At 67.3% G+C, this 24409-nt stretch carries 27 protein-coding genes; 8 read left to right on the top strand and 19 right to left on the bottom strand.

Features of this window, described 5'->3' with window-relative positions:
• The first annotated feature begins 78 nt into the window (after positions 1–78).
• Positions 79–483 carry a GtrA family protein gene (locus M8312_RS11045; protein ID WP_250117743.1) on the top strand — a complete coding sequence of 135 codons (405 nt, stop codon included), beginning with the start codon at positions 79–81 and terminating at the stop codon, positions 481–483.
• A complete protein-coding gene (locus M8312_RS11040; protein ID WP_250117742.1) occupies positions 483–1211 on the top strand; it encodes a class I SAM-dependent methyltransferase in 729 nt (242 codons plus the stop codon). Before M8312_RS11045 ends, M8312_RS11040 begins: the two co-directional genes overlap by 1 nt.
• On the opposite strand, the gene M8312_RS11035 is transcribed toward M8312_RS11040, so the two are convergent.
• The 3 genes from M8312_RS11035 to M8312_RS11025 are packed head-to-tail and all read right to left on the bottom strand — an operon-like array spanning position 1136 to position 5316.
• Positions 1136–2188, bottom strand: coding sequence for a glycosyltransferase family 2 protein (locus M8312_RS11035; RefSeq protein ID WP_250117741.1), 1053 nt, complete (start codon positions 2186–2188; stop codon positions 1136–1138). The two genes, M8312_RS11040 and M8312_RS11035, sit on opposite strands and share 76 nt — an antisense overlap.
• On the bottom strand, positions 2185–3765 hold the full coding sequence (locus M8312_RS11030; protein WP_250117740.1) for a hypothetical protein: 1581 nt from the start codon (positions 3763–3765) through the stop codon (positions 2185–2187). The genes M8312_RS11035 and M8312_RS11030 overlap by 4 nt, the downstream gene beginning before the upstream one ends.
• Positions 3766–3798: 33 nt before the next feature.
• On the bottom strand, positions 3799–5316 hold the full coding sequence (locus tag M8312_RS11025; RefSeq protein WP_250117739.1) for a hypothetical protein: 1518 nt from the start codon (positions 5314–5316) through the stop codon (positions 3799–3801).
• A 112-nt stretch (positions 5317–5428) separates the two neighbouring features.
• Here M8312_RS11025 and M8312_RS11020 point away from each other — a divergent pair, with 112 nt between their 5' ends.
• Both M8312_RS11020 and M8312_RS11015 read left to right on the top strand, forming a co-directional pair.
• Positions 5429–6091, top strand: a complete 663-nt coding sequence (locus M8312_RS11020; protein WP_250117738.1) for an EF-hand domain-containing protein — start codon at positions 5429–5431, stop codon at positions 6089–6091.
• 114 nt (positions 6092–6205) lie between these two features.
• Positions 6206–8251, top strand: a complete 2046-nt coding sequence (locus tag M8312_RS11015) for a S46 family peptidase (protein WP_250117737.1) — start codon at positions 6206–6208, stop codon at positions 8249–8251.
• A gap of 39 nt (positions 8252–8290) precedes the next feature.
• Here the strand turns inward: M8312_RS11015 and M8312_RS11010 are convergent, their stop codons facing one another.
• The 10 genes from M8312_RS11010 to gluQRS are packed head-to-tail and all read right to left on the bottom strand — an operon-like array spanning position 8291 to position 15254.
• Positions 8291–8911, bottom strand: a complete 621-nt coding sequence (locus M8312_RS11010) for a MarC family protein (RefSeq protein WP_250117736.1) — start codon at positions 8909–8911, stop codon at positions 8291–8293.
• Positions 8908–9549: a hypothetical protein gene (locus M8312_RS11005; protein WP_250117735.1), complete on the bottom strand. Its 642-nt coding sequence runs from the start codon at positions 9547–9549 to the stop codon at positions 8908–8910. The genes M8312_RS11010 and M8312_RS11005 overlap by 4 nt, the downstream gene beginning before the upstream one ends.
• A complete protein-coding gene (gene folD / locus M8312_RS11000; RefSeq protein WP_250117734.1) occupies positions 9546–10439 on the bottom strand; it encodes a bifunctional methylenetetrahydrofolate dehydrogenase/methenyltetrahydrofolate cyclohydrolase FolD in 894 nt (297 codons plus the stop codon). Before folD ends, M8312_RS11005 begins: the two co-directional genes overlap by 4 nt.
• On the bottom strand, positions 10436–10726 hold the full coding sequence (locus M8312_RS10995) for a YggT family protein (protein ID WP_250117733.1): 291 nt from the start codon (positions 10724–10726) through the stop codon (positions 10436–10438). Before M8312_RS10995 ends, folD begins: the two co-directional genes overlap by 4 nt.
• Positions 10727–10767: 41 nt before the next feature.
• Positions 10768–11721, bottom strand: coding sequence for an L-histidine N(alpha)-methyltransferase (gene egtD, locus M8312_RS10990; RefSeq protein ID WP_250117732.1), 954 nt, complete (start codon positions 11719–11721; stop codon positions 10768–10770).
• Positions 11705–12958, bottom strand: coding sequence for an ergothioneine biosynthesis protein EgtB (egtB, locus tag M8312_RS10985; protein ID WP_250117731.1), 1254 nt, complete (start codon positions 12956–12958; stop codon positions 11705–11707). The genes egtD and egtB overlap by 17 nt, the downstream gene beginning before the upstream one ends.
• Positions 12955–13578, bottom strand: a complete 624-nt coding sequence (locus M8312_RS10980; RefSeq protein WP_250117730.1) for a flavodoxin family protein — start codon at positions 13576–13578, stop codon at positions 12955–12957. Before M8312_RS10980 ends, egtB begins: the two co-directional genes overlap by 4 nt.
• A 58-nt stretch (positions 13579–13636) precedes the next feature.
• On the bottom strand, positions 13637–14200 hold the full coding sequence (locus M8312_RS10975; protein WP_250119774.1) for a cob(I)yrinic acid a,c-diamide adenosyltransferase: 564 nt from the start codon (positions 14198–14200) through the stop codon (positions 13637–13639).
• Position 14201: 1 nt separating this feature from the next.
• Positions 14202–14405 (bottom strand): HIG1 domain-containing protein, encoded by a 204-nt coding sequence (locus M8312_RS10970; RefSeq protein ID WP_250117729.1) that lies wholly within the window; start codon positions 14403–14405, stop codon positions 14202–14204.
• Between the two features lie 12 nt (positions 14406–14417).
• The gene (gene gluQRS, locus M8312_RS10965; protein ID WP_250117728.1) at positions 14418–15254 is read right to left on the bottom strand and encodes a tRNA glutamyl-Q(34) synthetase GluQRS; all 837 of its coding nucleotides are present in this window, start codon (positions 15252–15254) and stop codon (positions 14418–14420) included.
• A gap of 169 nt (positions 15255–15423) precedes the next feature.
• Here gluQRS and M8312_RS10960 point away from each other — a divergent pair, with 169 nt between their 5' ends.
• Both M8312_RS10960 and M8312_RS10955 read left to right on the top strand, forming a co-directional pair.
• Positions 15424–15990 carry an HNH endonuclease gene (locus tag M8312_RS10960; protein WP_250117727.1) on the top strand — a complete coding sequence of 189 codons (567 nt, stop codon included), beginning with the start codon at positions 15424–15426 and terminating at the stop codon, positions 15988–15990.
• Positions 15991–16047: 57 nt separating this feature from the next.
• Positions 16048–16557, top strand: a complete 510-nt coding sequence (locus tag M8312_RS10955; RefSeq protein ID WP_250117726.1) for a response regulator transcription factor — start codon at positions 16048–16050, stop codon at positions 16555–16557.
• Here the strand turns inward: M8312_RS10955 and M8312_RS10950 are convergent.
• Together M8312_RS10950 and M8312_RS10945 are read right to left on the bottom strand one after the other, a co-directional pair.
• A complete protein-coding gene (locus tag M8312_RS10950) occupies positions 16554–17423 on the bottom strand; it encodes a UTP--glucose-1-phosphate uridylyltransferase (RefSeq protein ID WP_250117725.1) in 870 nt (289 codons plus the stop codon). The two genes, M8312_RS10955 and M8312_RS10950, sit on opposite strands and share 4 nt — an antisense overlap.
• On the bottom strand, positions 17420–17782 hold the full coding sequence (locus M8312_RS10945) for a hypothetical protein (RefSeq protein WP_250117724.1): 363 nt from the start codon (positions 17780–17782) through the stop codon (positions 17420–17422). Before M8312_RS10945 ends, M8312_RS10950 begins: the two co-directional genes overlap by 4 nt.
• Here M8312_RS10945 and M8312_RS10940 point away from each other — a divergent pair.
• Positions 17769–18323: a TlpA family protein disulfide reductase gene (locus tag M8312_RS10940; protein ID WP_250117723.1), complete on the top strand. Its 555-nt coding sequence runs from the start codon at positions 17769–17771 to the stop codon at positions 18321–18323. The two genes, M8312_RS10945 and M8312_RS10940, sit on opposite strands and share 14 nt — an antisense overlap.
• A gap of 30 nt (positions 18324–18353) precedes the next feature.
• On the top strand, positions 18354–20177 hold the full coding sequence (locus M8312_RS10935) for a DUF885 domain-containing protein (protein ID WP_250117722.1): 1824 nt from the start codon (positions 18354–18356) through the stop codon (positions 20175–20177).
• A gap of 25 nt (positions 20178–20202) precedes the next feature.
• Here the strand turns inward: M8312_RS10935 and M8312_RS10930 are convergent, their stop codons facing one another.
• From M8312_RS10930 to M8312_RS10910, 4 genes are all read right to left on the bottom strand, one after another.
• Positions 20203–20961: a hypothetical protein gene (locus tag M8312_RS10930; RefSeq protein ID WP_250117721.1), complete on the bottom strand. Its 759-nt coding sequence runs from the start codon at positions 20959–20961 to the stop codon at positions 20203–20205.
• A gap of 184 nt (positions 20962–21145) precedes the next feature.
• Positions 21146–22708 (bottom strand): M10 family metallopeptidase C-terminal domain-containing protein, encoded by a 1563-nt coding sequence (locus M8312_RS14450; RefSeq protein WP_284070177.1) that lies wholly within the window; start codon positions 22706–22708, stop codon positions 21146–21148.
• A 154-nt stretch (positions 22709–22862) separates the two neighbouring features.
• Positions 22863–23681, bottom strand: coding sequence for a 2,3,4,5-tetrahydropyridine-2,6-dicarboxylate N-succinyltransferase (gene dapD / locus M8312_RS10915; RefSeq protein WP_250117720.1), 819 nt, complete (start codon positions 23679–23681; stop codon positions 22863–22865).
• Positions 23678–24349: a pyrimidine 5'-nucleotidase gene (locus M8312_RS10910; protein WP_250117719.1), complete on the bottom strand. Its 672-nt coding sequence runs from the start codon at positions 24347–24349 to the stop codon at positions 23678–23680. The genes dapD and M8312_RS10910 overlap by 4 nt, the downstream gene beginning before the upstream one ends.
• Positions 24350–24409: the final 60 nt, after the last annotated feature.

The following is a 24409-nucleotide window of genomic DNA, read 5'->3' as shown; positions in this document are numbered from 1 at the left end:
TCGTCAAGCGGGCGCCTCGGCAAGGGCAAAGAAGTGGCTGGCGCTCTAGCCGGTCCGCCTTAAAGGGCAAGTGAAGCCATGATCAGCAACCTTGCCCCTCACCATCGCGACACGATCGGCCAGTTGTTCCGTTTCGGCGTGGTCGGCATCGGCCTGACCTTGCTGTATGCCGCCATCTACTGGCCGCTCGCCACCTACGTGATGTGGCCGGTGTTCGCCGTCATTATCGCCTTCATCGTCGCGGTCACCGTAGGCTTCTTCCTGCACAGCCGGTGGAGCTTCAAGGGTCATGGCAAGACCGAGGACCACAAGACCAAGGTGCAGTTCTTTGGCGTGCAGACCTTCGGCTTCCTGCTCAATGCGGCCTTCACCTTCATTGCCACCGACCTGCTCCACGGCCCCACCTGGTGGCCGCTGGTCCCGGCAGTGCTGATCACGCCGTTCGCCACCTTCTTCCTCAACCGCCTGTGGGTGTTCGCCTGATGGAACGCATCGTCTACGACCGCATGGCCGAGCTCGACCAGCAGCACTGGTGGTATCGCGCCCGCCGAGTGGTGCTCGACGCGCTGATCCGCCGCACCGTCCAGCCGTCCAGCGACGCCCGGATCCTCGAGATCGGCTGTGGCACCGGCCACAATCTGCCGATGCTCTCCGCCTTCGGGCGGGTGGAAGCGATCGAGGTCGATCCCGCCGCCCGCTCGATGGCCGAACAGCGCCTCGGCCGGGCCGTCGGCTCCGCCCCGCTGCCGACACTCGACGGGGTTCCGGAGCACAGCTTCGACCTGATCGGCTCATTCGACGTGATCGAGCATATCGCCGACGACGCCGCTGCCCTTGCCAGCATCGCCGCCCGACTCAAGCCCGGCGGCAAGTTCATCATGACCGTGCCGGCGCACCAGTGGATGTGGTCGGCGCATGACGTGGTGAACCACCACCACCGCCGCTATTCGAAGTCGGGCCTCAAGAAGCTGATCGAAGGCTCACCGCTCAAGCTGGAGCGGATCGGCTATTTTAACAGCCTGCTGTTTCCGGTGGCGGTCGCCAACCGCTTCGCCGGCAAGCTGCGGGGCAAGGACGATGGCGACGACAGCCTGCCGCCAGCCCCGCTCAACGCCGCGCTGGAAAAGGTGTTTGCTCAGGAAGCGCGGTTGATCGGTAGGATTCCGCTGCCGCCCGGACTGTCGCTGTTCGCGGTCGCCTCCGCCCGCTGAAAACCCGCCGGCCCGGCGACCTGCCCAAGCCCGCGGCTCGGCGCTCGCGACACGCCGGCGATCTCCTGCACGATGTACAGCGGGCGCTGCTTGGCCTGGCTGTAGAGCCGGCCGATATATTCGCCCATCATTGCCAGCACGAACATCTGCACCGCGCCCAGGATCACCACCACCAGCATCAGCGAGGTCCAGCCCTGGATGCTCTGCCCGCTGATGAACGCATAAGCGATGTAGACAATGATCAGCAGCGACCCGAGGCTCAGCAGCAGCCCGGCATGGCTGGCGAGCTTCAGCGGCGCCGAGCTGAACCCGGTCAGCGCGTCGAACGCGAACTTGAGCATCTTGGACAGCGGATATTTGCTGGTCCCGGCCGCGCGCTCGGCCCGGTCGTAAAGAAACGGCACCTGGCGGAAGCCGATCCACGCCACCATCCCGCGCACGAACCGCGCCTGCTCCGGCATCGCCAGCAGTACGTCGAGCGCGCGCCTCGTCATCAGGCGGAAATCGCCCGCGTCGAGCGGGATGTTGATCTCGGTCGCGCTCGCCAGCAGGCGGTAGAAGGCCGTGGCGGTCGCCTTCTTGAATCGGGTCTCGCCCGCCCGGCTGCGGCGCACGCCATAGACCACGTCCGCACCTTCCTCGCGCATGGTACGCAGCATGTCGGACAATAACTCGGGCGGGTCCTGCAGGTCGGCATCGACGATGAGGATGAGGTCGCCCTTGGCCAGGTCGAGGCCGGCGGTCAGCGCCAGCTGGTGACCGTGGTTGCGCGACAGGTCGATGCAGACGAGCCGCGGGTCGCTCGCGCTCAGCCGCTGCATGATCGGCCAGCTGCCGTCTCGCGACCCGTCATTGACCAGCAGGATCTCGTAATCGCCGCCGACCGCGGCCCTGGCCGCATCGCCCAAGCGGCAATGCAGCAGTTCGAGACAGGCTTCCTCGTTGAAGCAGGGAACGACGATCGACAGCAGGGTCATCGCGGCACGTTAGCGTCCGCGCCGGGCAAGCGGTAGAGGGCCGACCCATTGGGTCCCGACCACACCTTGGCGAACCCCGCCGTCAGCAGCGGGTCGTAGGGTGGCGGGTCGATCAGCCACAGATAATCGAAGGCGAACGCCGGAAAACGCTCCAGCCGAACGCCGATCGGCCCGGCCGACAGCCGGCAATGCGGAGCCTTGACCAGGTTGGACGGATCATAGCGCCAATCGCCCGCCGCGCGGTAGGTCACGGTCAGCAGCTTGGCCCCGGGCACATCCCAATGGTCGTTGGAGAAGCCCTGCTTGCGGACCACCACCAGCCCGCCGAGGTGCGCGTTGCGCCACAAGGGCCAGCCGCCGTCCTGGCACGGAATTCCGACCATCGACACGACGCGCGCGCCCATGGGTACATGGTCGAGCGCGGTCAGCTGCTGGCGCTGCTCGTCGGCCGCAATCGCCAGGCTCCACGTCACCGACGCCGTCCTGACGATGAAAAAAGCCAGCGCGAGCCCGGCCAGCCGCCCCGCCAGTCGCAGGTCGGTCCGCTCCTTGAACCGGATGGCGAGAAGCGCGATCGCCCAGATGAACGGCACGATCCGCATGTCCGCGTAAGCGGACCCGAAGATGATGCGCGGCAGGATGGCGTAGGCCACCAGCAGGATCAGCACCGTGAACAGGAGCATCCGCGACAGCGCGAGCTTGGGATGGACGATCGCGAACAACAGCATGGCCGCCGCCGCGCTGACCGAGGCGATGTCGAACCACCGCCAGCGGTCGCGCAGCGCCATGGTGATCCATTCCCACTTCACCTTCCAGTTGAACCAGTCGAGCGTCTTGCCCCCGCCATGCTCCCGCCAGGCGATCATCAGCAGGATCGGCGCGGCCAGGCTCAGGCAGTGAAAGGCCGCCCGCGGGGCACTCATGACCCAGCCCCGGCCCTTGTCGTGCTGGCGGACGCATTCAGACGCAAAGGCCAGCAGCCCCAGCGTCCCCCAGCCGAAGGTGTGGGTCAGCCAGATGATGATCGAGATCGGCACGAACAGCACTGCCCGAAGCCGGCTCTTGCCCAGCCGCCCAAGCCGCAGCCACAGGCCGAACGCCAGAAAGGCGAAAGCCATCGACAGCGCGTAATTGACGAAGCCGAACAGGAAATGATGGCCCGTGATGAACGGCAGCGCGAACAGCACCGTCGGCGGAACCCGGTAGTGGACCTCCCGCGCGACCCACAACATCCCCGCGGCGGTCAGCGGCGGGATCGCCAGCACGATCAGCTTCACCGCCAGCTCGAGCCCGAAGATCTTGGCCAGCGGCATCACCAGCAGGTCGACACCCAGATTGCCGACGACCTTCCACTGGAAGTCGTAATATTGTGACAGATACGGGCTGGAGCCGAGGTCCAGCGCGACCCGGTACCGCCCCATATGGCCGAACAGGTCGACCAGCGGCGGGAGCGGCGGGCCGATCAGCGGGATCATCGTCGCCAGGACCACGGCCGCAACGAACCAGCGCGTCTCCCACCACTGCTTGGGGCGGTCGAGCGCGGCGGTATTGGGCGGCGAGGCGACCATCCAGTCCATGTGCCGCCTCCATAAGCCCGTGCGCGCGCTTTGCTAGCGGCTGGGTCGTTCGATCCGGTAGAGCGTCGCCAGCCCGTCACCCCACACGGGTGTCAGGCCGCGCAACCCCGCCGGTGCGGGCCGCTCCGTCCCGATCAGCAGGAGGAAGTCAAATGAACTGCGCGGCAATGCCTTGAGCGCGCCGTCGACCGTCCAGCTCAGCATGCAGGCCTGCGGCTGCGTCAGCTCCGACGGATCGCTGTCGAAGTTGTTCGGCGGGCGGTAGCGGCGTTCGAGCAGGTTCAGCCCCGACGCCCACCACTGGTCGTTCGAGAAGCCCCGCCGCCGGACAGTGATCATGGAGGCGATATGCGCGTGCCGCTGTTGCGGCCAGCGTTGCGCGCAATCCTGTCCGACCAGCGACGCCAGCCGCGCTCCGACCGGCAGTCGGTCGATGGCGGTCAGCATCGATTGCTGCTCGCGCGCAGCGATCAGGTTGCTGGCCGTCACCACCCCGATCCGAAGCAGCGCAAAGGCAAGCCCGAGCGCGGCCAGCCGCCCCGCCGTGCGCGCCGGCAGCCGAGCAGGGTCGATCGCCATGATGAAGAAGGCGAAGGCGTAAGGATAAAGCCGCATGTCGGCGAAGGCGGAGCCGAACATCTTGTAAGGCAGGATCAGGCCCGCGGCGATGAACAGCACCGCCGGACCGGCCAGCGCCGGCCGCAATGGCAGCCGCCGCCAGCCCAGGATGATCAGCACCAGCGCCACCACTGCTCCGCCAATGTCTGCCAGGGGCCAGCGGTCGCGCAGCACGCCCATGGTCCAGGCGACCTTGTCGTTGAGGATGAACCATTTCTCGGCAAGCTCGCCGTCACCCCGCGCCATGAACGGCAACAGCAGCAGGGCGGTCGCCAGTGGCAGGGTGGCCAATACCGTGTCGCGCAGCAGCGCGCCCGCCTTGCGCCGCCCGGCCAAGCCCTCGCCCAGCACGGCGCCCGCCACCATCAGGCCCAGCATCGCCCAGCCATAGAGGTGCGCAATCATCAGCGGCGGCCCGGCCACCGCCAGCAGCCAGCCTTGGCGCCGTTCGAGCCACCAGCCGAACACCAGCAGCGACAGCGCCGCGGCAAGCACGAAATTGACGAAACCGAACAGCAGCGGCGAGGCCAGGGCGAATGGTATCGCGAACCAGAACGTCGCCGGCACTCGCCCATGCGCCGCGCGGGCGACCTTGAGCAGCCCCGCCGCGGTCAGCACCGGAAGCAGGAGCACAATGAGCTTTGTTGCCGGCTCAAGCCCGATCAGCCGCGCCAGCGGCACCACCATGAGGTCGACCCCCAGGTTGGTCATCAGCTGCCAGTGATAGCCGAAGTATCGCTGCAGATCGGGCGATTGGTTAAGGTCGAGCGCCACCCGGTAGCGCGCCATGTGGGCCGGCAGGTCGACCAGCGGCGGCACCTCCGGCAGCAGGAAGGGCACGACCGTCAGCAGCACCAGAGCGGTCGTCAGCCAGCGCCGCTCCCACCAGCTGGCGGTCACGTCGGAATGGCTGTGGCTGGCTGGGGCATCCATCGTGCCGCAATGCTACACAGCACCGCTGCCGGCGCCAGCCCCGTTCAACTTGCCGCAAGCGAGACGGGCCTAAGCGCGCGTTTACGAAGGGGCCAAAGGCAGGAGAAGAATCATGTCACTGAAGCTGTTGATGGGTGGGCTGCTCGCCGCCGCCGCGACCACCGTTGCGCTCGCGCAACCCGCACCGCCTCCGCCCGCACAGGGCTGGAACAAGGGTCCGCGTGCCGCCGAGACCCGCGCACAGGTCATCCAGCACACGCAGGCGCTGTTCCAGCGGCTCGACCGCAACCGCGATGGCGCGCTCACGCAGGACGAGCTGGCGGACATCGGCGGACGCGGGCCGGGCGCTCCAGGCACCCCGCCACCACACGCCATGGGCGCCGCTCCCAACGGCGGCGACCACATGTTTGAGATGATGGATCTCAACCACGACGGCGTGATCACCCGCGACGAGTTCAACCAGGCCCACGCGCGCATGGGCGCCGGCCACCACATGGACGGTCAGGCCGGAATGGCCGGTCACGGCATGGGTGGCGGCGGCATGGCTGGGGGCATGGCCGGTGGTCACGGCGGCGGACACCAGGACGGGGCCATGCGCGGCCGGATGCTGATGATGGCCGACACCAACCATGACGGTCGCATCACCTTGCAGGAACTGACCGCCGCAGCGCTCGCGCGCTTCGACCGGATGGACGTCAACCATGACGGCACCGTCACGCCTGAGGAGCGGGCCCAGGCTCGCGCGCAATGGGGTGGCGGCCAGCGGGGGCAGTAAGCCCGGTCACATACCGTACAAGGGAGGGGCTCGGCCGAATGGCCGGGCCCCTTTCCATTTGCGCGCCGCTCGCTAACCTCGGTTATTCAGATTCTTTCCGACTTAGGAGCTTCGATGCCCGCTTTTGCTCGCCTTGCCGCCGGAACCGCGCTGCTCGCGCTCACCTCCACCGCCGCTCGCGCCGATGAGGGCATGTGGACCTTCGACGCCTTCCCGGCCGCGAAGATGCGGGCCGCCTATGGCTGGGCGCCCGACCAGGCCTGGCTCGACAAGGTGCGCGGGGCCGCGGTTCGCCTGACGGGCGGCTGCTCCGCCAGCTTCGTTTCTGGCAATGGCCTCATCCTCACCAATCACCACTGCGTGGTTGGCTGCCTGCAGGACCTGTCGACCGCCAATCAGGACCTTGTCGCCAGCGGCTTCACCGCCAGTGGCGCGGCCGGCGAACGCAAGTGCCCGGGCCAGCAGGCCGAGGTCGTCACCGCCATCACCGACGTCACCCCGGACGTGCAACAGGCGATCGGCGCGCTCACCGGCGCCGCGGCCGTGCGGGCCCGCGACGCGCGCATCGCCGACATTGAGAAGGCCGGCTGCACCGACCCGGCGACGACCCGCTGCCAGGTCGTGCGGCTCTACGGCGGCGGCCAGTACAAGCTCTACAAGTATCGCAAGTACAGCGACGTGCGGATCGTCTGGGCGCCCGAGTTCGCGGCGGCCTTCTTTGGCGGCGATCCCGACAACTTCAACTTTCCTCGCTATGCGCTCGATGTCGGATTCCTGCGCGCTTATGAGAATGGCAAGCCGGTCACCACGCCGGCCCACCTGACCTGGAACCCCCGCGCGCCGCAGGATGGCGAAGCGACCTTCGTGGTCGGCAACCCAGGCTCGACTCAGCGCCTGCTTACCCAGGACCAGCTCGCCTTCCAGCGGGAGGTGGCGCTTCCGATCACACTCGCCAGCCTGTCCGAACTGCGGGGCCGCCTGATCAGCGCCATGGCGCAAAGCCCCGAGCGTGCCCGGGAAGGCGCCGATACGCTGTTCGGAGTCGAGAACAGCCTCAAGGTCTACATCGGCCGCGTCGGCGCGCTTAACGACCCCGCCTTCACGGCCAAGCTAGCCGCGGCCGAGGCTGACCTGAAGCAGCGCAGCGCTGCCAACTCCGCCATCGGCAATCCCTGGGGCGACATCTCTCAGGCCGTGAAGGCTTATCGCGACATCTACGTCCCCTACCGCTTCATTACTCCGAACAGCGAACTCTACGGCTATGCGGAGACGCTCGTGAAGGCCGCCGCCGAGCGCGGCAAGCCGAACGCCGAGCGCCTTCCCGGCTACACCGAAAGCGCCCTGCCGCTGCTCGAGAAGCAGCTGCTCGACGAAAAGCCCGTCTATCCCTGGCTCGATCAGCTGACGCTGGAGTGGAGCCTCAGCAAGGCTCGCGAATATCTCGGCGCCGACGATCCCCAGACCCGCCTGATGCTCGGCAAGGAGAGCCCCGAGCAGTTGAGCCAGCGGCTGGTCAGCGGAACCAAGCTTGCCGACCCCGCCTATCGCCGTCAGCTCTGGCAGGGCGGCGCCGCGGCCATCGCGGCCTCGACCGACCCGATGATCGTCTACGCGCGCCAGCTCGACGCCCGCGACCGGGAGCTCGATCGCCTGTACAAGGAGCGCTACGACGCGCCGGTCACCGCCGCCCAGGCGCGGCTGGCGACCGCTCGCTTCGCCGCTTACGGGGCCAGCAACTACCCTGACGCGACCTTCACCCTGCGCATCAGCTACGGCCAGGTGAAGGGCTGGACCGAGCGCGGCCAGCAGGTCCCGACCCGCACCACGATGGGCGGCGCCTTCGACCGCGCCACCGGAGCCGCGCCGTTCGCGCTCGCCAAGGCCTTCACCGCCAACGAAGCCCGGATCAACAAGAACACCACCTACGACTTCGTCACCACCAACGACATCATCGGCGGCAACTCGGGCTCGCCGGTGATCGACAAGGCGGGGACGGTGATTGGCGCGGCGTTCGACGGAAACATCCACAGCCTCGGCGGCAATTACGGCTACGACCCGGCGCTCAACCGCACCGTGGTGGTCTCCGCCGCCGCCATCGACGAGGCGCTGCGCAACATCTACCCGGCGCCTGCCCTGCTGGCGGAACTGCGCAGGAAGTAAACCTGTGCGGCGAGGCCCGGGCCGTCCGGGACCTCGCCGTCAGCTGAGGACGTGGGGGAAGCTCTGCTTCAGCCCATCGACCACGAACTGCGCGGCAAGGGCTGCGAGCACCACGCCTAGAATTCGGGTGATCATCGCTTCCAGTCGCGCGCCGATGAACCGCATCAGCGGCCCGGCGGCGAGCAGCGACAGCATGGTCAGCGCGATCACGCTGGTCATCGCGCTCAGCACGATGGCGGTCTCGATCGTTCCGTTGGCCCGCGCGGTCAGCAGCATGGCCGACGCGATGGAGCCCGGCCCCGCGATCATCGGGATGGCCATCGGGAAGACGGAGATATCCTCCTGCTCGACGTGCGCCGCCCGCTCCTCGCGCCGCTCCGTCCGTTTCTCGAAGACCATGTCGAGCGCGATCGCGAACAGCATGATACCGCCCGCGATCCGGAAACTCGCGAGCTGGATGCCGAGCGCCCGCAACAGCGGCTCGCCCAGCAGCGCAAAGAACATCAGCACGCCCCAGGCGATCAGCGCCGAGCGGATCGCCATCCGCCGCCGCTCCGCAGCGACGGCTCCGCTGGTCAGCGAGGCGAAGATCGGTGCGCACCCCGGCGGGTCGATGACGACCAGGAAGGTCACCAGCGCCGAGGTGAACAGGGCAATCATCGGCGCGGGGGCGCGGCGATCCGCTGGTCGAGCACCGTCACGAACCGCTGTCCGGTCCACAGCTTCGCAAGCTGGTGGCGCGCGCCGTCCGGCGTTACCTTCCACTGGTAGAGCAGGGTGCCGTCGGCGGCCCGCGTGAAGCCGGTGTCGCCCGGCGGGCTGGCACGGTTGATCGGCGCGTCATAGGCCGCTTCGATCTGCTTGCGGCGCAGCTCGGCATTGGCGCACGACGCGCGGCGAACGGTCGGGCGAGCGGGAACGCGGCCGACCCGCGAAACCTCGTCGCCGCCGTCAACCGTCCAGCGCCACGCGCCGCTTGCCTGGCGAAGCCACAGCGTGGTGAAGGTCCCGCCATTGCGCGGGCCCCGCCACGGCCCTGTATTCGCCGCAGTCCGCCCGTCGCACGACACGAAGCTCCGCTCCGCCCACCAGCGCACCGCGCGCGGCGGGTTGGCGCGACCCTTGAGCCAGACCTGCGCCCAGGTCGCCTGCGGCGTGAACATGACGGCGGTCGGATCGGCCCATTTGGCGAAAGCCGTCCATTGTCCCTGGCGCTGCGCATCCGCGGCGAAGGCGCGTTCGGCATCGACGGCCGTGACGACCGGCGCCATGGCAAGCAGCAGTGCGGCAGCGATCATAGGTCCTCCGGCGGATTGAGTCCGGCGCGGCGGTGCGCCGCAACCAGCGTGTTTCTGAGCAGCATGGCGATCGTCATCGGTCCGACTCCGCCCGGCACCGGCGTGATCGCACCGGCGACCGCCCGCGCTTCGTCGAACGCCACGTCGCCAACGATGCGGGTCTTGCCCGGTTCGGCCGCCGGCACGCGATTGATGCCGACGTCGATCACGGTCGCGCCTGGTTTGATCCAGTCGCCCCTCACCATCTCCGCCCGGCCGACCGCGGCCACGACGATGTCCGCTCCCCGGCAAACCTCGGGCAGGTCGCGCGTTCGGCTGTGCGCCACGGTTACCGTGCAGCTTTCCTGCACCAGCAGCGCCGCCATCGGCTTGCCGACGATGTTGGAGCGCCCGATCACCACCGCATTGGCGCCCGTCAGGTCGCCGAGCTGCGCCTTAAGCAGGTGCAGACACCCCAGCGGCGTGCACGGCACCAGCGCGGCCGGATCACCGACCGCCAGCCGCCCGGCATTGACCACATGGAAGCCGTCGACATCCTTGTCCGGATCGATCGCGTCGATCACACGCGCGGCGTCAATCTGCGCCGGCAAGGGCAATTGCACCAGAATTCCGTCCACCGCCGGATCGCGGTTCAGCTGCTCGACCAATGTCAGCAGCTCCGCCTCGCTGGTGTCGGCCCGCATCGGGTGATGAACCCCGTGCATGTTCGCTTCCGCCACGGCCTTGTTCTTGGACCGGATGTAGACCGCGCTGGCGGGATCTTCGCCGACCAGCACCGTTGCCAGGCCAGCCGGGCGTCCGGCGCTTGCCCGGAAGAAATCGGCGGCGATCGCCACCCGTGCCCGCAGCGCCTGCGCGGCGGCACGGCCGTCGATCAGCGCCGCGCTCATGCGACGTCGCTGGCGAGCCCGCCGAGCAGCATCCGCACGATCTGGATCGCAATCAGCAGGACGATCGGTGACAGGTCCAGGCCGCCGAAATCCGGAAGAACCTTGCGGATCGGTCGGTACAGCGGGTCCAGCAGCCGGTCGATGGCGACGATGAACCGCCGCACACCCTGTGAGCTGGTGTTGATGACGTTGAACGCCACCAGCCAACTCAGGATCACCTGACCGATGACGATGTAGCCCAGCAGGCGGAGCAGCAGGTCGGCAATGCCGATGAGAGCGAGCAGCATGTCTCCGCGCTTAGCCGGACTGCCTCAGCGCGGCAACACACTCACGGCGCAAACCGCTCGGCTTCGGCTTCGGCCAGGAACAGCATGAAGTCGCCGGCCGGATCGGTCCACCAGGTCCGCGGGGTCCAGCCCCCGGCCGAAAGCAGCAGCCCGGCGCTTTCCGGCGTGTATTTGTGACTGTTCTCCGTGTGGATCGACTGACCCGCATCGAGCCTGAAGTGCTGGCCAAGCACGGTGAAGCTGACCGGCTCGCGCGCGACCAGGTGCATCTCGATCCGGTTGAGCAGGCTGTTCCAGCGCGCCTGGTGCCGGAATTTGTCGACAGGGATGTCGCCCTCCAGCTCGCGGTTGATCCGCTCCAGCAAGTTGAGGTTGAACGCCGCCGTCACGCCCTGCGCATCGTCATAGGCCGTGACCAGCCGGGCCTGATCCTTGACCCGGTCGAACCCAATCAGCAGCAGCGCCCCGGTGCCAAGGTCTTGGCGGAAGAGCCGCAGCAGGTCCGTTGCGCTCGCGGGCACGAAATTGCCGATGGTCGAACCCGGGAAGAAACCAAGCTTGGCCTGCCCCTGGACCTGCTCGGGAAGGGTGATCGGGCGGGTAAAGTCGCCTTCGATTGGAAGCACCGGCACCGACAGCTTGCGGCTCAGCGCCGTCGCCTCGTCGCGCAGCATTCCGCCGCTGATGTCCACCGGAACATAAGCCGCGGGCATGATCGCGTTCAGCAGAATCGGCGTCTTGGTCTGCGCACCCGCGCCCCATTCGACCACCGCCCGTCCCGGCTCGATCCAACGCGCCAATTCGGGTGCGATCGCCCGCAGCAACGCCGTCTCGGTACGCGTCGGATAATATTCCGGAAGGACCGTGATCTGTTCGAACAGCTCAGACCCGCGCTGGTCGTAGAGCCATCGGGCCGGAATGGCGGGCGGCGAAGCGGCCAGCCCGGCCAGCACGTCGGCCTTGAAGATCGGGTCGGTTTCAAGCGTCGCGAGCAAGGCGGACCCCCGTGAATTGCCAGCGTGCCGCCGGCGGGAAGAAGTTGCGATAGGAGGCGCGGCTGTGTCCGCGCGGCGTGGCGCAGCTGGCGCCCTTCAGCACCATCTGACCGCTCATGAACTTGCCATTATACTCGCCAACCGTGCCTTCGACCGGCGTGAAGCCCGGGTGCGAGAGGAAGGCGGATGCCGTCCAGCACCACACATTGCCAAACAGGCCCCCACCGGCGTGAGGTCGAACGGCCTCGGCGCGGTCGAGCTGATTGCCACCAGCCGCATCCTCTCCCGCCGCCAGCACCTCATATTCCGCTTCGGTCGGAAGCCGCGCACCCGCCCAGCGGGCAAAGGCGTCCGCCTCATAATAGCTGACGTGCGCGACGGGCGCGTCGAAGTGGAGTGGCTGGCGGCCCGCCAGCGTGAAGGCCGTCTGCTCCTCGGCGCTCCAGTAGAGCGGCGCGGTGACGTCATGCCGTCGCACCCAATCCCAGCCGTCGCTTAGCCACAGCGTCGGGGACCGATATCCGCCGTCGGCGACGAACTCCAGCCAGTCGGCATTGCTGACCGGTCGCGCCGCCAACCGGTATGGCTCCAGCCAGGCACGATGACGTGGCCCTTCGCAGTCGAACGAAAAGCCGTCACCATCAGCGCCGATCTCGATGACGCCATGACGTCCCTCGATCCACTTCTGGTCGTCGCTTGCCGGAGAAGAACCCATCCGGTCCCCTGCGTGGCTCGCCATGTAGGCTGGCTCCAGCGGATTGGCCGCGAACCCGGCCAGCACGTCCGTCAGCAGCAATTCCTGGTGCTGCTGCTCATGCTGGATACCCAGTTCGACCAGCGCCAGCGCCGCGGGTGGCAACTGCGGCAATGCAATTTGCAGCCGCTCGTCGACATGGCCGCGCCATTCGCGCACTTCCGCCAGGCTCGGCCGGCTGATCATTCCGCGCCGGTCTCGTGCCAGACGGGCGCCCTCACCCTCGTAATAGCTGTTGAACAGGAACGGGAAGCGCTCGTCATAGGCGCGATATCCCGACACATGATCGCGCAGCACGAACGTCTCGAAGAACCAGGTCGTATGCGCCAGATGCCATTTGGCCGGCGAAGCGTCGGCGAACGGCTGCAAGCAGGCATCCGCCTCGGACAACGGCTCGGCCAGCGCCAGGGTCAGCGCGCGCGTCCTTGCCAGACGCTCGGCGAGCGGCGCTTGGGCGGCCAGGATCGGGGCGTGCTGGTTCACTGGTCCTGCTTCACTCCGGGATATATCGCGCCTTTAAGCAGCTTCGCCAGGTGCGCGGCGTTGGACGCGAGCATCGCGGCCGTCTGCTTCACTTCCTTCGGCGTCTCGGGCAGCTGGTTGAAGTCGGTCTTGTGCATCGCCTCGCCCACCCAATAGCAGGACGCGCCGGCCGGGATGGTCCAGCCAGTATCGTTCAGCGACTGGAACAGGTCGGCGGTGACGTTGTGCGCGCCATCCTCATTGCCGACGATCGCCGCCACCACGACCTTGCCGAAGCTCGGCATCCGGCCCTGTTCGTCCGTTTCGCTGAGGAAGGCGTCCATCCGCTCCAGCGCGCGCTTGGCGACGCTGCAGGTCTGGCCCATCCAGATCGGTGTTCCGAAGATCAGGATGTCGGCGGCCAGAATTCTCGCACGGATGCCCGGCCAGGCGTCGCCCTCGCCCATGTCGCTCTCCACCCCAGGCTTCACGTCATGGTCGGCGAGCCGGATGGTCTCGGTGAGCTGCACGTCGTGCCGGGCAAATTCGTCGGCGAGGACCTTGATCATCGCATCGGTGGAGGACGGCTTGCCGCCGCTCGGCTTCAGGCTGCAATTGAGGGCGACGGCGGTAAGCGGCATGGATTTCTCCGGAATTTACGCCACTGAAACGAGCCGTTCGACAATTGGTGCCTAGTAATTAGGTCCGGGTTGCCCCGGGCACCCACAGCACGTCGCCGGACCCTTCCGCCGCCACCACGCGGGCCGCGACGAACAGATGGTCGGACAAGCGGTTGAGGTAGGCGAGCACCGCCTCGCCGACCGCCTCGCCCTCGGCCAGCGCAACGGCCGCCCGCTCCGCCCGCCGGGTGGTCGCCCGCGCCAGGTGAAGTGCCGCGACCGCCCGGCTCCCGCTCGGCAGGATGAAGCTGGTGAGCGGCGCCAGTTTCTCGTTCAGGGCGTCGATCTCGCTCTCGAGCCGGGTCACCTGCTCGGGCAGGATGCGCAGCGCGCCTTCGATCTCGCCAGGGGTGGCGAGGTCCGCGCCAAGATCGAACAATTCATTCTGGATGCGCAGCAGCGAGCTCGCCAGCCGATGCTCCGGCGACAACTCCGCCAGCGCGAGTCCAACGGCGCAATTGACCTCGTCGACTTCGCCGATCGCCGTCAGGCGGGCACCGGCCTTGCTGACGCGGCTGCCGTCGACGAGGCCCGCCTCGCCGCCGTCGCCGGTGCGCGTGTAGATCCGGTTGAGCTTGACCAGCTTAGCGGCCCGATCCGGCCAGCATCAGGATGGCAACGGCGACGAACACCGCGATACCCTGGTAGAGGACGCGCTTGCGCATCCACTGCTGCTGCTCTTGCTGGTTGCCGACCTTGCCCGATGCCATGGCCATGACGCCCCGAACCAGGACGTAAGCGACGGCGGCCATCAGGACGACCAGCACGATGATGAGGAGCGTGTTCATGATGCGCTCTATTTAGGGCATCGCCAGCCGATAACTAGGTGGCAGAAGTCCGGTAGCAAGCGCGTCGGCCAGCGCCCGTCCATCCACGCCGGCGTCCCGCATCGCGGCAAGCGTCGGCGCGCTGTCCCGCTTGGCCAATCGCCGCCCGTCCTCATGTACCACGAGCGGGTGATGCAGGTAGGTCGGCTCGGGCAGGCCAAGGAGCACCTGCAGCAACCGCTGAACGGGCGTGGACGGACGCAGGTCCGCCCCACGCACCACCAGGTCGACCCCGCTCGCCGCATCATCGACCACGCAGGCGAGGTGATAGGACGAGGGCGCGTCCTTGCGCGCCAGGATCGCGTCGCCGATCTGCGCCGCGTCACTGGCGAAGGTGATGCCATCGGCCTCCCGCCAGCCGGGCAGGCCCGCCGCCGCCATCGCGTTGGCGCTGTTCAGCCGCCAGCTGTGCGGCGTCCGCTCCCGTCGCTCCGGATCGTCGGCAAGCTCTCGGCATGTTCCCGGATAGCCGCTGCCCGCATCGCCATGCGGCGCGGTCAGCGAGGCCGCGATGTCCGCCCGCGTGCAGAAGCAGGCGTAGACCAGCCCCTCCCGCTTCAGCTGCTCCAGTGCATCGGCATAGGCCGCCACCCGGGCCGACTGGACCAGCGGCACGCCGTCCGGCGCCAGCCCCAGCCAGGCCAGGTCCTCCATGATCCCGCCGACGAACTCGGGCCGGGCCCTTCCGGGGTCGAGATCCTCGATCCGCAGCAGCCACCGTCCGGCCGCCAGCCGCCCCAGCACCGCGCTATAAGCGTGCCCCAGGTGCAGCCGACCCGTTGGCGACGGCGCGAACCGCGACGTTGTCATGTGCGCGCCTCTTGACCCGTAATCCGCAACTTGCGATTCATGACGCTGTCACACCGGTTTGGCAGCCGGGTGTCATCAGGGAAGTGGCCGATAACGGCTTTCTCCTCCTGAGTGCGACGGGCCGGGGAGTGCAGGTTCGGTTCTTTAAGACCGGAGGCCTTGCGCGCTCGTGTACCATCCCGAACTCATTCGCCATCCCGACAGCTGTCCCGCCCTCGTGCTCAATGCGGATTACACTCCGCTGAGCTATTATCCCTTGAGCCTGTGGCCGTGGCAGACCGCGGTCAAGGCGATGTTCCTGGAGCGGGTCGATGTCGTCTCCCACTACGAACGCGAGGTTCACTCGCCGACCCACACGCTGAAACTGCCCAGCGTCATTGCGCTGCGCCAGTTCGTGCGGCCGAACGAATATCCCGCCTTCACCCGGTTCAACCTGTTCCTCCGCGACCGCTTCCGCTGCGTTTATTGCGGCAGCCACCGCGAACTCACCTTCGACCACGTGATTCCGCGCGCTCAGGGGGGCCGGACGACTTGGGAGAATGTCGCCACTGCCTGCGCGCCCTGCAACCTCAAGAAGGGCGGCCGAACCCCGCGCCAGGCCGGGATGCCGATCCACCGCGAGCCGATCCGGCCGACCAGCTGGCAATTGCAGGACCATGGCAAGAGCTTCCCGCCCAACTACCTGCATTCAAGCTGGCGCGACTATCTCTACTGGGACGTCGAGCTGGATCCGTAGGAGCTGGACGGACGGGTAGGTAACTACTCGTTAACCAATGCCGTTCACGTTTGGAGCATGGCTGGTTCAGCTCCGCATATTCTCGTTGTCGATCCCAAGGCGGCCCATCGCGCGCTGCTCGCCCGCCGCCTCACCGCGGAGGGCTATGGAGTCACCACGACCGACAGCGTCGGGGCGGCCATCGCTCTGCTTCACCGGACCCCGGTCGACCTTGTGCTGGCCGAACTCGCCATGCCGGTGTTCGACGGCATCGCCCTGACCCAGCGCCTGCGGGCCACCTCGGCCTGGCGGGACCTGCCGGTGATCCTCATCAGCGGTCGCAGCGAGCATGACGGCGTTGTGCGTGCCCTCGCTGGCGGCGCCGACGACGTGGTCGTCAAGCCCTTCCACTTTGAAGTGCTGGTAGCCCGCATCGCCCGCCAGCTCGAACGCGCCCGCGCCCTTCGCGAATTGCGCGCCGACATGGCCGCGATGGACGCCCGCGTGGTGGAGCGCGCGATCGCTTTCGGTGAACTCCAGGACCGCTACCGCGCCCGCGAAGCGGAGCTTCGGCGGGTCGAGGCCTAGGCGGCCCCGACCGCGTCGCGCACCACGTCGCGCAGATCGTCGCGCCCGAGCGCCAGCGCGATTGTCGCCCGGACATAACCGGCGCGGTCGCCGCAATCGTGCCGCACCGCATCCACCTTCACCGCATGGAACGGCTGATTGCCGATCAGCTTGGCCATCGCGTCGGTCAGCTGGATCTCGCCGCCGGCGCCCGGCTCCTGGTCGTCGAGCACCTGCATCACCTCGGGCTGCAGGATGTAGCGTCCGATGACGCCCAGTCGCGATGGCGCCACTTCGGGCTTCGGCTTCTCGACCAGTCCCTTGACCTCGGTCAGCGTGCCGTCGCTCCGGCCCGGCGTGACGATGCCGTAGCTTGCCGTCTTGTCGGCCGCGACTTCCTCCGCGCAGACGATGTTGCCACCGACGCGATTGTAGGCGTCGACCATCTGCCGAAGCGCGCCCGGGCTGCCCGCCATCAGATCGTCCGGCAGCAGCACCGCGAACGGCTCATCGCCGACCACGTGGCGTGCGCACCACACGGCATGACCAAGCCCCAGCGGAGACTGCTGGCGAACGCTGATCAGCTCACCGAAGTCGGCGCGGCTGGCATCGAGTACCGACAGGTCCTTGCCCTTGCCGCGCATGGTCGCCTCAAGCTCGTAGCTCTGGTCGAAATAGTCGACCAGGCTCGACTTGCCCCGCCCGGTGACGAAGATCAGCTGCTCGATGCCCGCCTCGCGCGCCTCGTCCACCGCATATTGGATCAGCGGGCGGTCGATCACCGTCAGCATCTCCTTGGGCATGGTCTTGGTCGCCGGAAGCAACCGGGTGCCGAGCCCCGCGACGGGGAAGACGGCCTTGCGAACTGGCTTGAACGTGCTGGTCATTTCGGGGTCGCTGGTCCTGGATTGTCGATGCGATTCTGCGCCTGCCCTTCGGTTTCCACTTCCGGCGCCGCGCCACCGTCTGGCGGCGGCAGGTCGAAGCGGTCGGCGGTGCGCGGGCGGTTGCGGCTCTGGATCTCGTCGGTGCGCTCGGGGCGGGCTTGCGGCGGCAAGGTCAGCAGCTCCTCCACCGTAGGGGTGGTCAGCGCCGTCTTCGGCTTTACCGGCAGCGACTGGCCCTCGCGCGGTTGCAAGGTGCCCACGCGGCCGCAGCCGGCCATGGCCGTCAGCAAACCCAGCACCAATGCGGCCTTCCCAAGCCGCCGCCGAACGGGGTAGGCCCTGCCCATGCGCCTCATCATGCTCTCGGCCGCCCTGCTGCTCATCGCCGGTTGCGATAGGCAAGTTTCCTCCAACGGCCAAGCCGCCGCGGACGCCAATTCGGCCGCTCCGGTCAAACCGCAGGCCAGCAAGCTCGACCGATCCCAGGCCGGCAAGCCCGCGCCCGACGTCAGCTTTGTCGATGGCGATGGTGCGGAAACCAGCCTTGCCGCTTTCTCCGGCAAGCCCGTGCTGCTGAATCTGTGGGCGACCTGGTGCGCGCCATGCATCAAGGAGCTGCCGACCCTCGACAAGCTTTCGGCAAGCCCCGGTGCCCCGCAAGTGGTCGCGCTCAGCCAGGACATGCAGCCCCAGTCGACGGTCGCGGCCTTCATGGACGAACGGAAGATTGGCCTCGAAAGCTACCAGGACAAGGAAATGGCGATGAGCACCGCCCTTGGCGTGCAGACCCTGCCCACCACCATTCTCTACGGCTCGGACGGCAAGGAAATCTGGCGCTATTCGGGCGAAATGGACTGGACCAGTCCGCAGGCCGCCCAGATGCTCACCGCAGCCAAGTAACCCGCTTAACCGACCGGAGAACCTTTGTTCATGCGTCACCTGACCTGGCTCGCCGCCGCCCTGCTCACCGCCCCGGCCGCGATCGCGCCCGCCCAGCCCGCCGCTCCCGCCGCCAGCGCCACGGCCGCCAGCGAGGATGCGCGGCTGACCGCCTTCCTCGATGCCGAGTTCGCCCAGGACCTCAAGCTTCGGCCCCAGCTCGCCACCCGGCTGGGTTCCAAGGAAGGACAGGACCGGCTCGACGACAACAGCGATGCCGGCCAGCTGCAGCGGCTCCAGGCGCGCCGCGCCAGCGTGGCCCGGATGAAGGCGCAGTTCGACCGCAACAAGCTCTCGCCGGCCGGCCAGACCAACTATGACATCTGGCAGACCGAACTTGACCGGGCTGAGCTCCAGTACCGGTACCGCCGCTTCCAGCCGCCCTTCTATTCCTTCCTCTACTCGGCCAACACATCGCTGCCCGACTTCATGATCAACACCCACACGGTCAGCGACGCGGGCGACATGAAGGCTTACAATGCGCGGCTTCGCGCCATCCCGGCCGCCCTCGACATTGCCATCACGCAGAGCCGCCAGTCCTCCGTCGCCGGCATTCGCGCCCCGAAATTCCAGATCGAGCGGATCATCAGCGGCAGCCGTACCCTGATCACCGGCGCACCCTTCGACCGGGGCAAGGACTCCCCGCTCTGGGCCGACGCCAAGGCCAAGGTCGCCAAGCTCCGGTCAGGCAACAAGGTCACCCAGGCCGAAGCCGACACCCTGCTCGCCGACGCCCGCACCTCCGTCCTCGCGCTCAAGCCCGGCTATGAGCGGGTGATCGCGTGGGCGCGAAGCGAACTCCCAAGGGCACCGAGCGGACGCGTCGGCGCCATTTCGCTCCCGGGAGGGACGGACTGGTATGCAACCGCGCTCAAGATCAACACGACCCTCGACCTCACCGCCGACCAGATCCACGCCATCGGCCTCAAGGAAGTCGCCCGGATCGAGGGTGAGCAGGATGCGCTGGCCCGGACTGCGGGCTTTGCCAACCGCCAGGCTTTCTACGCCGACCGCGCCAAGCGCTTCCCGCCGGCCGAATACACCGATGCAACGCGCAAGGAGTATCTCGACCGCGCCAACGCCGCCATCGCCCACAACCGCGAATTGCTGCCGGCGCGCTTCAACAACTTCCCGCAGTACAGGATGGAAGTCGTCCGCGAGCCCTCGTTCAGCGAGGTCGCCGGCGGCGCCGCCCACGCCGCCCCGCCAAGCCCCGACGGTGTCCGCCCCGGTCGGGTTTACGTCCACCTGGTCGGCAAGACGGAGGACCCCGCCGCCGTCTACGACCTGATGTGCCACGAGGGCGTGCCCGGCCACGTCATGGCCGGCGACATCCAGGTCCGCCAGACCGGCACCCCCAGGTTCCGCCGCGCCGGCGGCTACGTCGCCTTCAACGAAGGCTGGGCGCTCTATGCCGAATTGCTGTGCAAGGAGATGGGCGCCTTCCCCGACGTCGCCGCCGACTTCATGCGCCTCGACGCCGAGCTGTTCCGCGCCGCCAGGCTGGTGGTCGACACCGGCATCCATGCCAAGGGTTGGACCGAGGACCGGGCCGTCGCCTACATGATCGCCAGCGGTCGCCTTTCGCCCGAGATGGCCCGCTCCGAGGTGCGCCGCTACATCACGCTTCCGGGCCAGGCGACCGGCTACAAGATCGGCATGCTCAAGATCATGGAGTTGCGCGCCGCGGCCGAAAAGGCGCTCGGGCCCAAGTTCGACATCAAGGCTTTCGACGACCTGATCATCGCCGAAGGCTCGCAGCCGCTTCCGGTACTGGAGCGGCGGGTCAACAACTGGGTCGCGGCACAGCGGTAACGCCCGCCGCGACCCAAATCGTCGCTTACTTGGCCGAACCGCCCTTCATCTGCGCGTCGAGGGCAGCGCCGCTCTTGGCGATGTCGGGCATCAGCTTCATCAGGTCGGGCAGCGCCTCGAAGGTACCGCGGATGACATCCGGCTCGAACCACAGGCCGACCATCTCACGCCCATAAGCCGCGCCGGTCGGGGTCGCCAGGAACGCCTGGATATCGGCCAGCTGGCGGGCGTCGAACCGGCGCGCCAGCGCCCGCGACATGCCCTCGCGGAAGCGTGGTTCGGTGACGTCGCCGACCTTCACCATGGTGGTCTGCACGAAGGCCTTGCCGGCCGCGACCTTCGCATCGAAGTTCGGATCATCGCGCGACAGCTTCACCCGCAGCGGCTCCGTGCTCGGCGGCTTGGCCGGCGCGGCGCCCTTCTTCGGCGGGGTCGGCGGCACCATGCTGGCGAAATCCGCCTCGCTCATGCTCAACACATGGTCGACGGTCCGATCGATGAAGCCGTTCATCGCCTTGGCGTAAGTGCCGGTCGGGAACATCTGCATAGTGGCCTGTCGCGCCAGCGCCAGCCGCGCGGGCTCCGGCTCGGGCCCGGCGGGGAACATGCGATCCATGATCTTCATCATGCTCGCCATCACCTCGGCCGGATCGGGCGCCGCCTTCTTGGCCGGAGCGGCCGCGGCGCCCTTGGGCTTGGCGGTGGCTGTGGCGGTGGCGGCGTTCGACACCGTCGGTACGCAAAAGGCGGCGCAGGCCGCGAGTGCAAGCAGCTTGGATGACACGATGATTTTCCCCCCTGTTGGCCGCTCGATAAGGGGCAAGATCGCGCCGATCAATCCGTCCGGTTGCGGAACGAGTTCACCCCAAGAACGGACGGGTTCATTCGAAGCGGCAATTCTGAGGCCATGAAAAAAGGGCCCGCCGGACGAACCGGCGGAGCCCCCTTTCCGTCACTCTTGTCGACGCTCAGGCGTGAAGCAGCACGTCCGAGGCAAGGGTCACATCCGAGCCCAGCACGATGATGGTCATGTCCACCGCGCCATTATGGTCGGTGTCGATGCCCAGCGTGTGGGTCGCGGCATTGTACGAGACGTAGCCGCTGGTCGCGCCCGCGACGCCGCGCAGGTCGATCTTGTCGGCACCGGTGGCGAAGTCCTTGATGGTGTCGGTCGACTTGTCGTTGTCGAACACGAACGTGTCGTTGCCCGCACCTCCCCACAGCTCGTCGTTGCCACCAAAACCGCGCAGCACGTCGTTGCCGCCATTGCCCTTGAGGACGTTGGCGACGTCATTGCCCCACAACAGGTCGCGCGCCGAACCGCCGGTCGCATTCTCGATCGTGACGCCATAAGCAATGGAGAAGTTCTGATATTCGGTCGCGGCGATGCCGCTGACGCCCGTGTCGGCAGCGATGCTGGCGGCGTTGGCGTTCATGTAGCTGTTCGCCGTCGCGGTCAGCGACGCCTGCGTCGTTCCGCCGAGATCGGCGCCGGCAAGCACCGACAGCTCGGCGCGGGCGGCGTTGACGTCCGCCGCACTGGGAACCGCGCCGCCGATGGAGCTGAACGAGCCGGCGTGCAGGTCGATGAACTGCGACACGGTAAAGCCCGACGCATCGATCGTGTCGTTCCCACCCGCATCGTAGATCGACAGGTAGGGGAAGGGGTTCTTGGTGAAGTCATACACCGCGTTCCCGGCGGTCGAGTTGAAGCCATAGACCGTGTCGCCGACGCGCGTGGTCGGATCCGCGCCATACTTCTCCTGGATGACGAAGATGTCGTGCAGCATTGGCGTCTGCGCGTTGTTGTTGGTCAGCGTCGACCAATTGATCGTCCGCGCGCCCGTCAGTGACGAGCTCCAGTAGGACATGATCGTATACTGGTTGGTGTCCTGGGCATATTCGGCCAGCCCGGCATAGGTCTGGGGCACGTTGGCGTCGTAATTATAGGCTCCCGGGTGCGACAGTCCCAGCGTGTGGCCAAGCTCGTGCACCAGCGTGGTGTTGCCGTATCCGCCCGGCGTGAACCACTTGTTGGTCCAGTTGCCGTTGACCGGATCGTTGGGGTCCGCGGTGAAGACGTCGCTCTGGAACTTCCAGCCCCGGTGCCCCGGATAATAGGCATAAGCCTGAGCGGGATCGAGGGAGTTGGCGAAGACGATGTCCGCGCCCTGCCCATTGGTCTCACGGAAGCTCTGCGGGATGAGGTCGTCCCACAGCCGTATGGCGGCGCGGGCCGCGTCCTGCTGAGCGGGCGAGTAAGCCGACAGGCCGAACGCCGAGGTGAAGCCCGCGTTCGGGTTGTTGTACAACCCGGTAAGGTGAGCGAGGTCGAGGAAGGTGTAGGTGATCACGCCGTTGGAGGCCTTGAGCGTTTCGCCCGAGTCCAGGTGACTGGTGACGCTATTGGGTCCGGTCAGTGGCAGGATCTTCTTGCCCCGCCAGGTTGCACCCGTCCCGCCGAACGGATCGAGGCTGAAATCGGCGGGATCGCTGTCGACGGTAAGCTTTACAGTACGGGGCAAGGTCATCGAATCACTTCCTCCACCGCCAGTCGTGGTGACCGGCTAGGCGACGAAAGCTGTCCGGAAGTTCATCAGCCGTCAACTTATTATTATGGAGTTTTTTCCTTTTCATTATAACGGCTTCGCATCAATTCTGAGCGCCTGCGCCGGTTGCCGCAGGTCAGTCGCGAAGCAGCTCGTTGATGCTGGTCTTGGACCGGGTGCGCTCGTCCACGCGCTTGACGATCACCGCACAGGCGAGGCTCGGGCCGCCGTCCTTGCCCGGCAGGCTGCCCGGCACCACCACCGAATAGGCCGGCACCCGGCCGTACATCACCTCGCCGCTCGCCCGATCGACGATCTTGGTGCTCGCACCCAGGAACACGCCCATGCTCAGCACCGCGCCCTTTTCGACCACCACGCCCTCGGCCACTTCCGAGCGCGCGCCGATGAAGCAGTCGTTCTCGATGATCACCGGCCCCGCCTGCAGCGGCTCCAGCACTCCGCCGATCCCCGCACCGCCCGAGATGTGGACGTTGCGGCCGATCTGCGCGCAGCTTCCGACCGTCGCCCACGTATCGACCATGGCGCCCTCGCCGACATAGGCGCCGAGGTTGACGAAGCTCGGCATCAGCACCGCGTTGGGGGCGATAAAGGCGCCTCGGCGGACGATCGCGCCCGGCACGGCACGGAAGCCGGCCGCCCTGAACTCCTCCGGTCCCCACCCTTCGAACTTGCTGGGCACCTTGTCCCACCAGTGGGCCCCGCCCGGACCGCCGGAGATTGTCTCCATGGCGTTCAGCCGGAAGCTCAGCAGCACCGCTTTCTTCAACCACTGGTTGACCTGCCAGCCCTCGGCCGTCGGCTCGGCTACCCGCGCCGTGCCGCTGTCGAGCAGCTGCAGCGCCTGCTCCACCGAGCTCCGCAACGTCTTGCAATCGAGGTCGAGCTGGTCCCGTTGCTCCCACGCGCCGTCGATGATCCCCTGAAGCTCGCTCAATTCCCGTCTCCCAGCAACTCTTCCAGCCACGCACCGACATTCTCGATGCGTACGTCGATATGGCCCGGCTCGGCATCGTGGTTGCCACGCTCGGAGCCATTGTCCACCCACACGGTGGTCATCCCCAGCGCTTTCGCCGGCCGCAGATTCTGCGCCATGTCCTCGATCAGGCAGGCGCGCGCCGGATCGATGCCGAAGTTGGCGCACAGCAGCCGGTAGCCATGCGGGTCCGGCTTGGGCCTCAGTTCCGAGGCGATGATGTCGTGCAATTGCTCGAACTGCTCGGACGCGCCGATCCGCTCCAGCACCCGCCGCGCGTAGGGCGCATCGCCGTTGGTGAAGACGAACTTGCGCCCGGGCAACCGACCCAACCCGCGCACCAGCCGCTCGTCGGGCGCTACCCGGTCCAGCGGAATGTCGTGCACGTCGTCGAGGAAATGCTGCGGGTCGATGTCATGCTCGGCCATCAGGCCGGCCAGGGTCGTGCCATGCGCGTGGAAATGCGCCTTCTGCACGCGCTTCGCCTCGACCGGGTCGCAGCCTTTCAGCTGCTGGATGTAGGCCTGCATCCGCTCGTCGATCAGCCCGAACAGCCCGGTCGACGCCGGGTACAGGCAATTGTCGAGATCGAAGATCCAGTCGGTGACGTGAGCGAAACGCGGGTCCATGACCGTTCGTCATTGGGAGGAGCGCAGCGACGAAGCAATCCACTTCGCAACGGGAACGTG

The organism is Sphingomonas sp. KRR8 (genome assembly GCF_023559245.1).
Lineage (GTDB): Bacteria > Pseudomonadota > Alphaproteobacteria > Sphingomonadales > Sphingomonadaceae > Sphingomicrobium.
The sequence above is the reverse complement of the archived record's forward strand: the minus strand, read 5'-3'. Positions and strand labels throughout refer to the sequence as shown.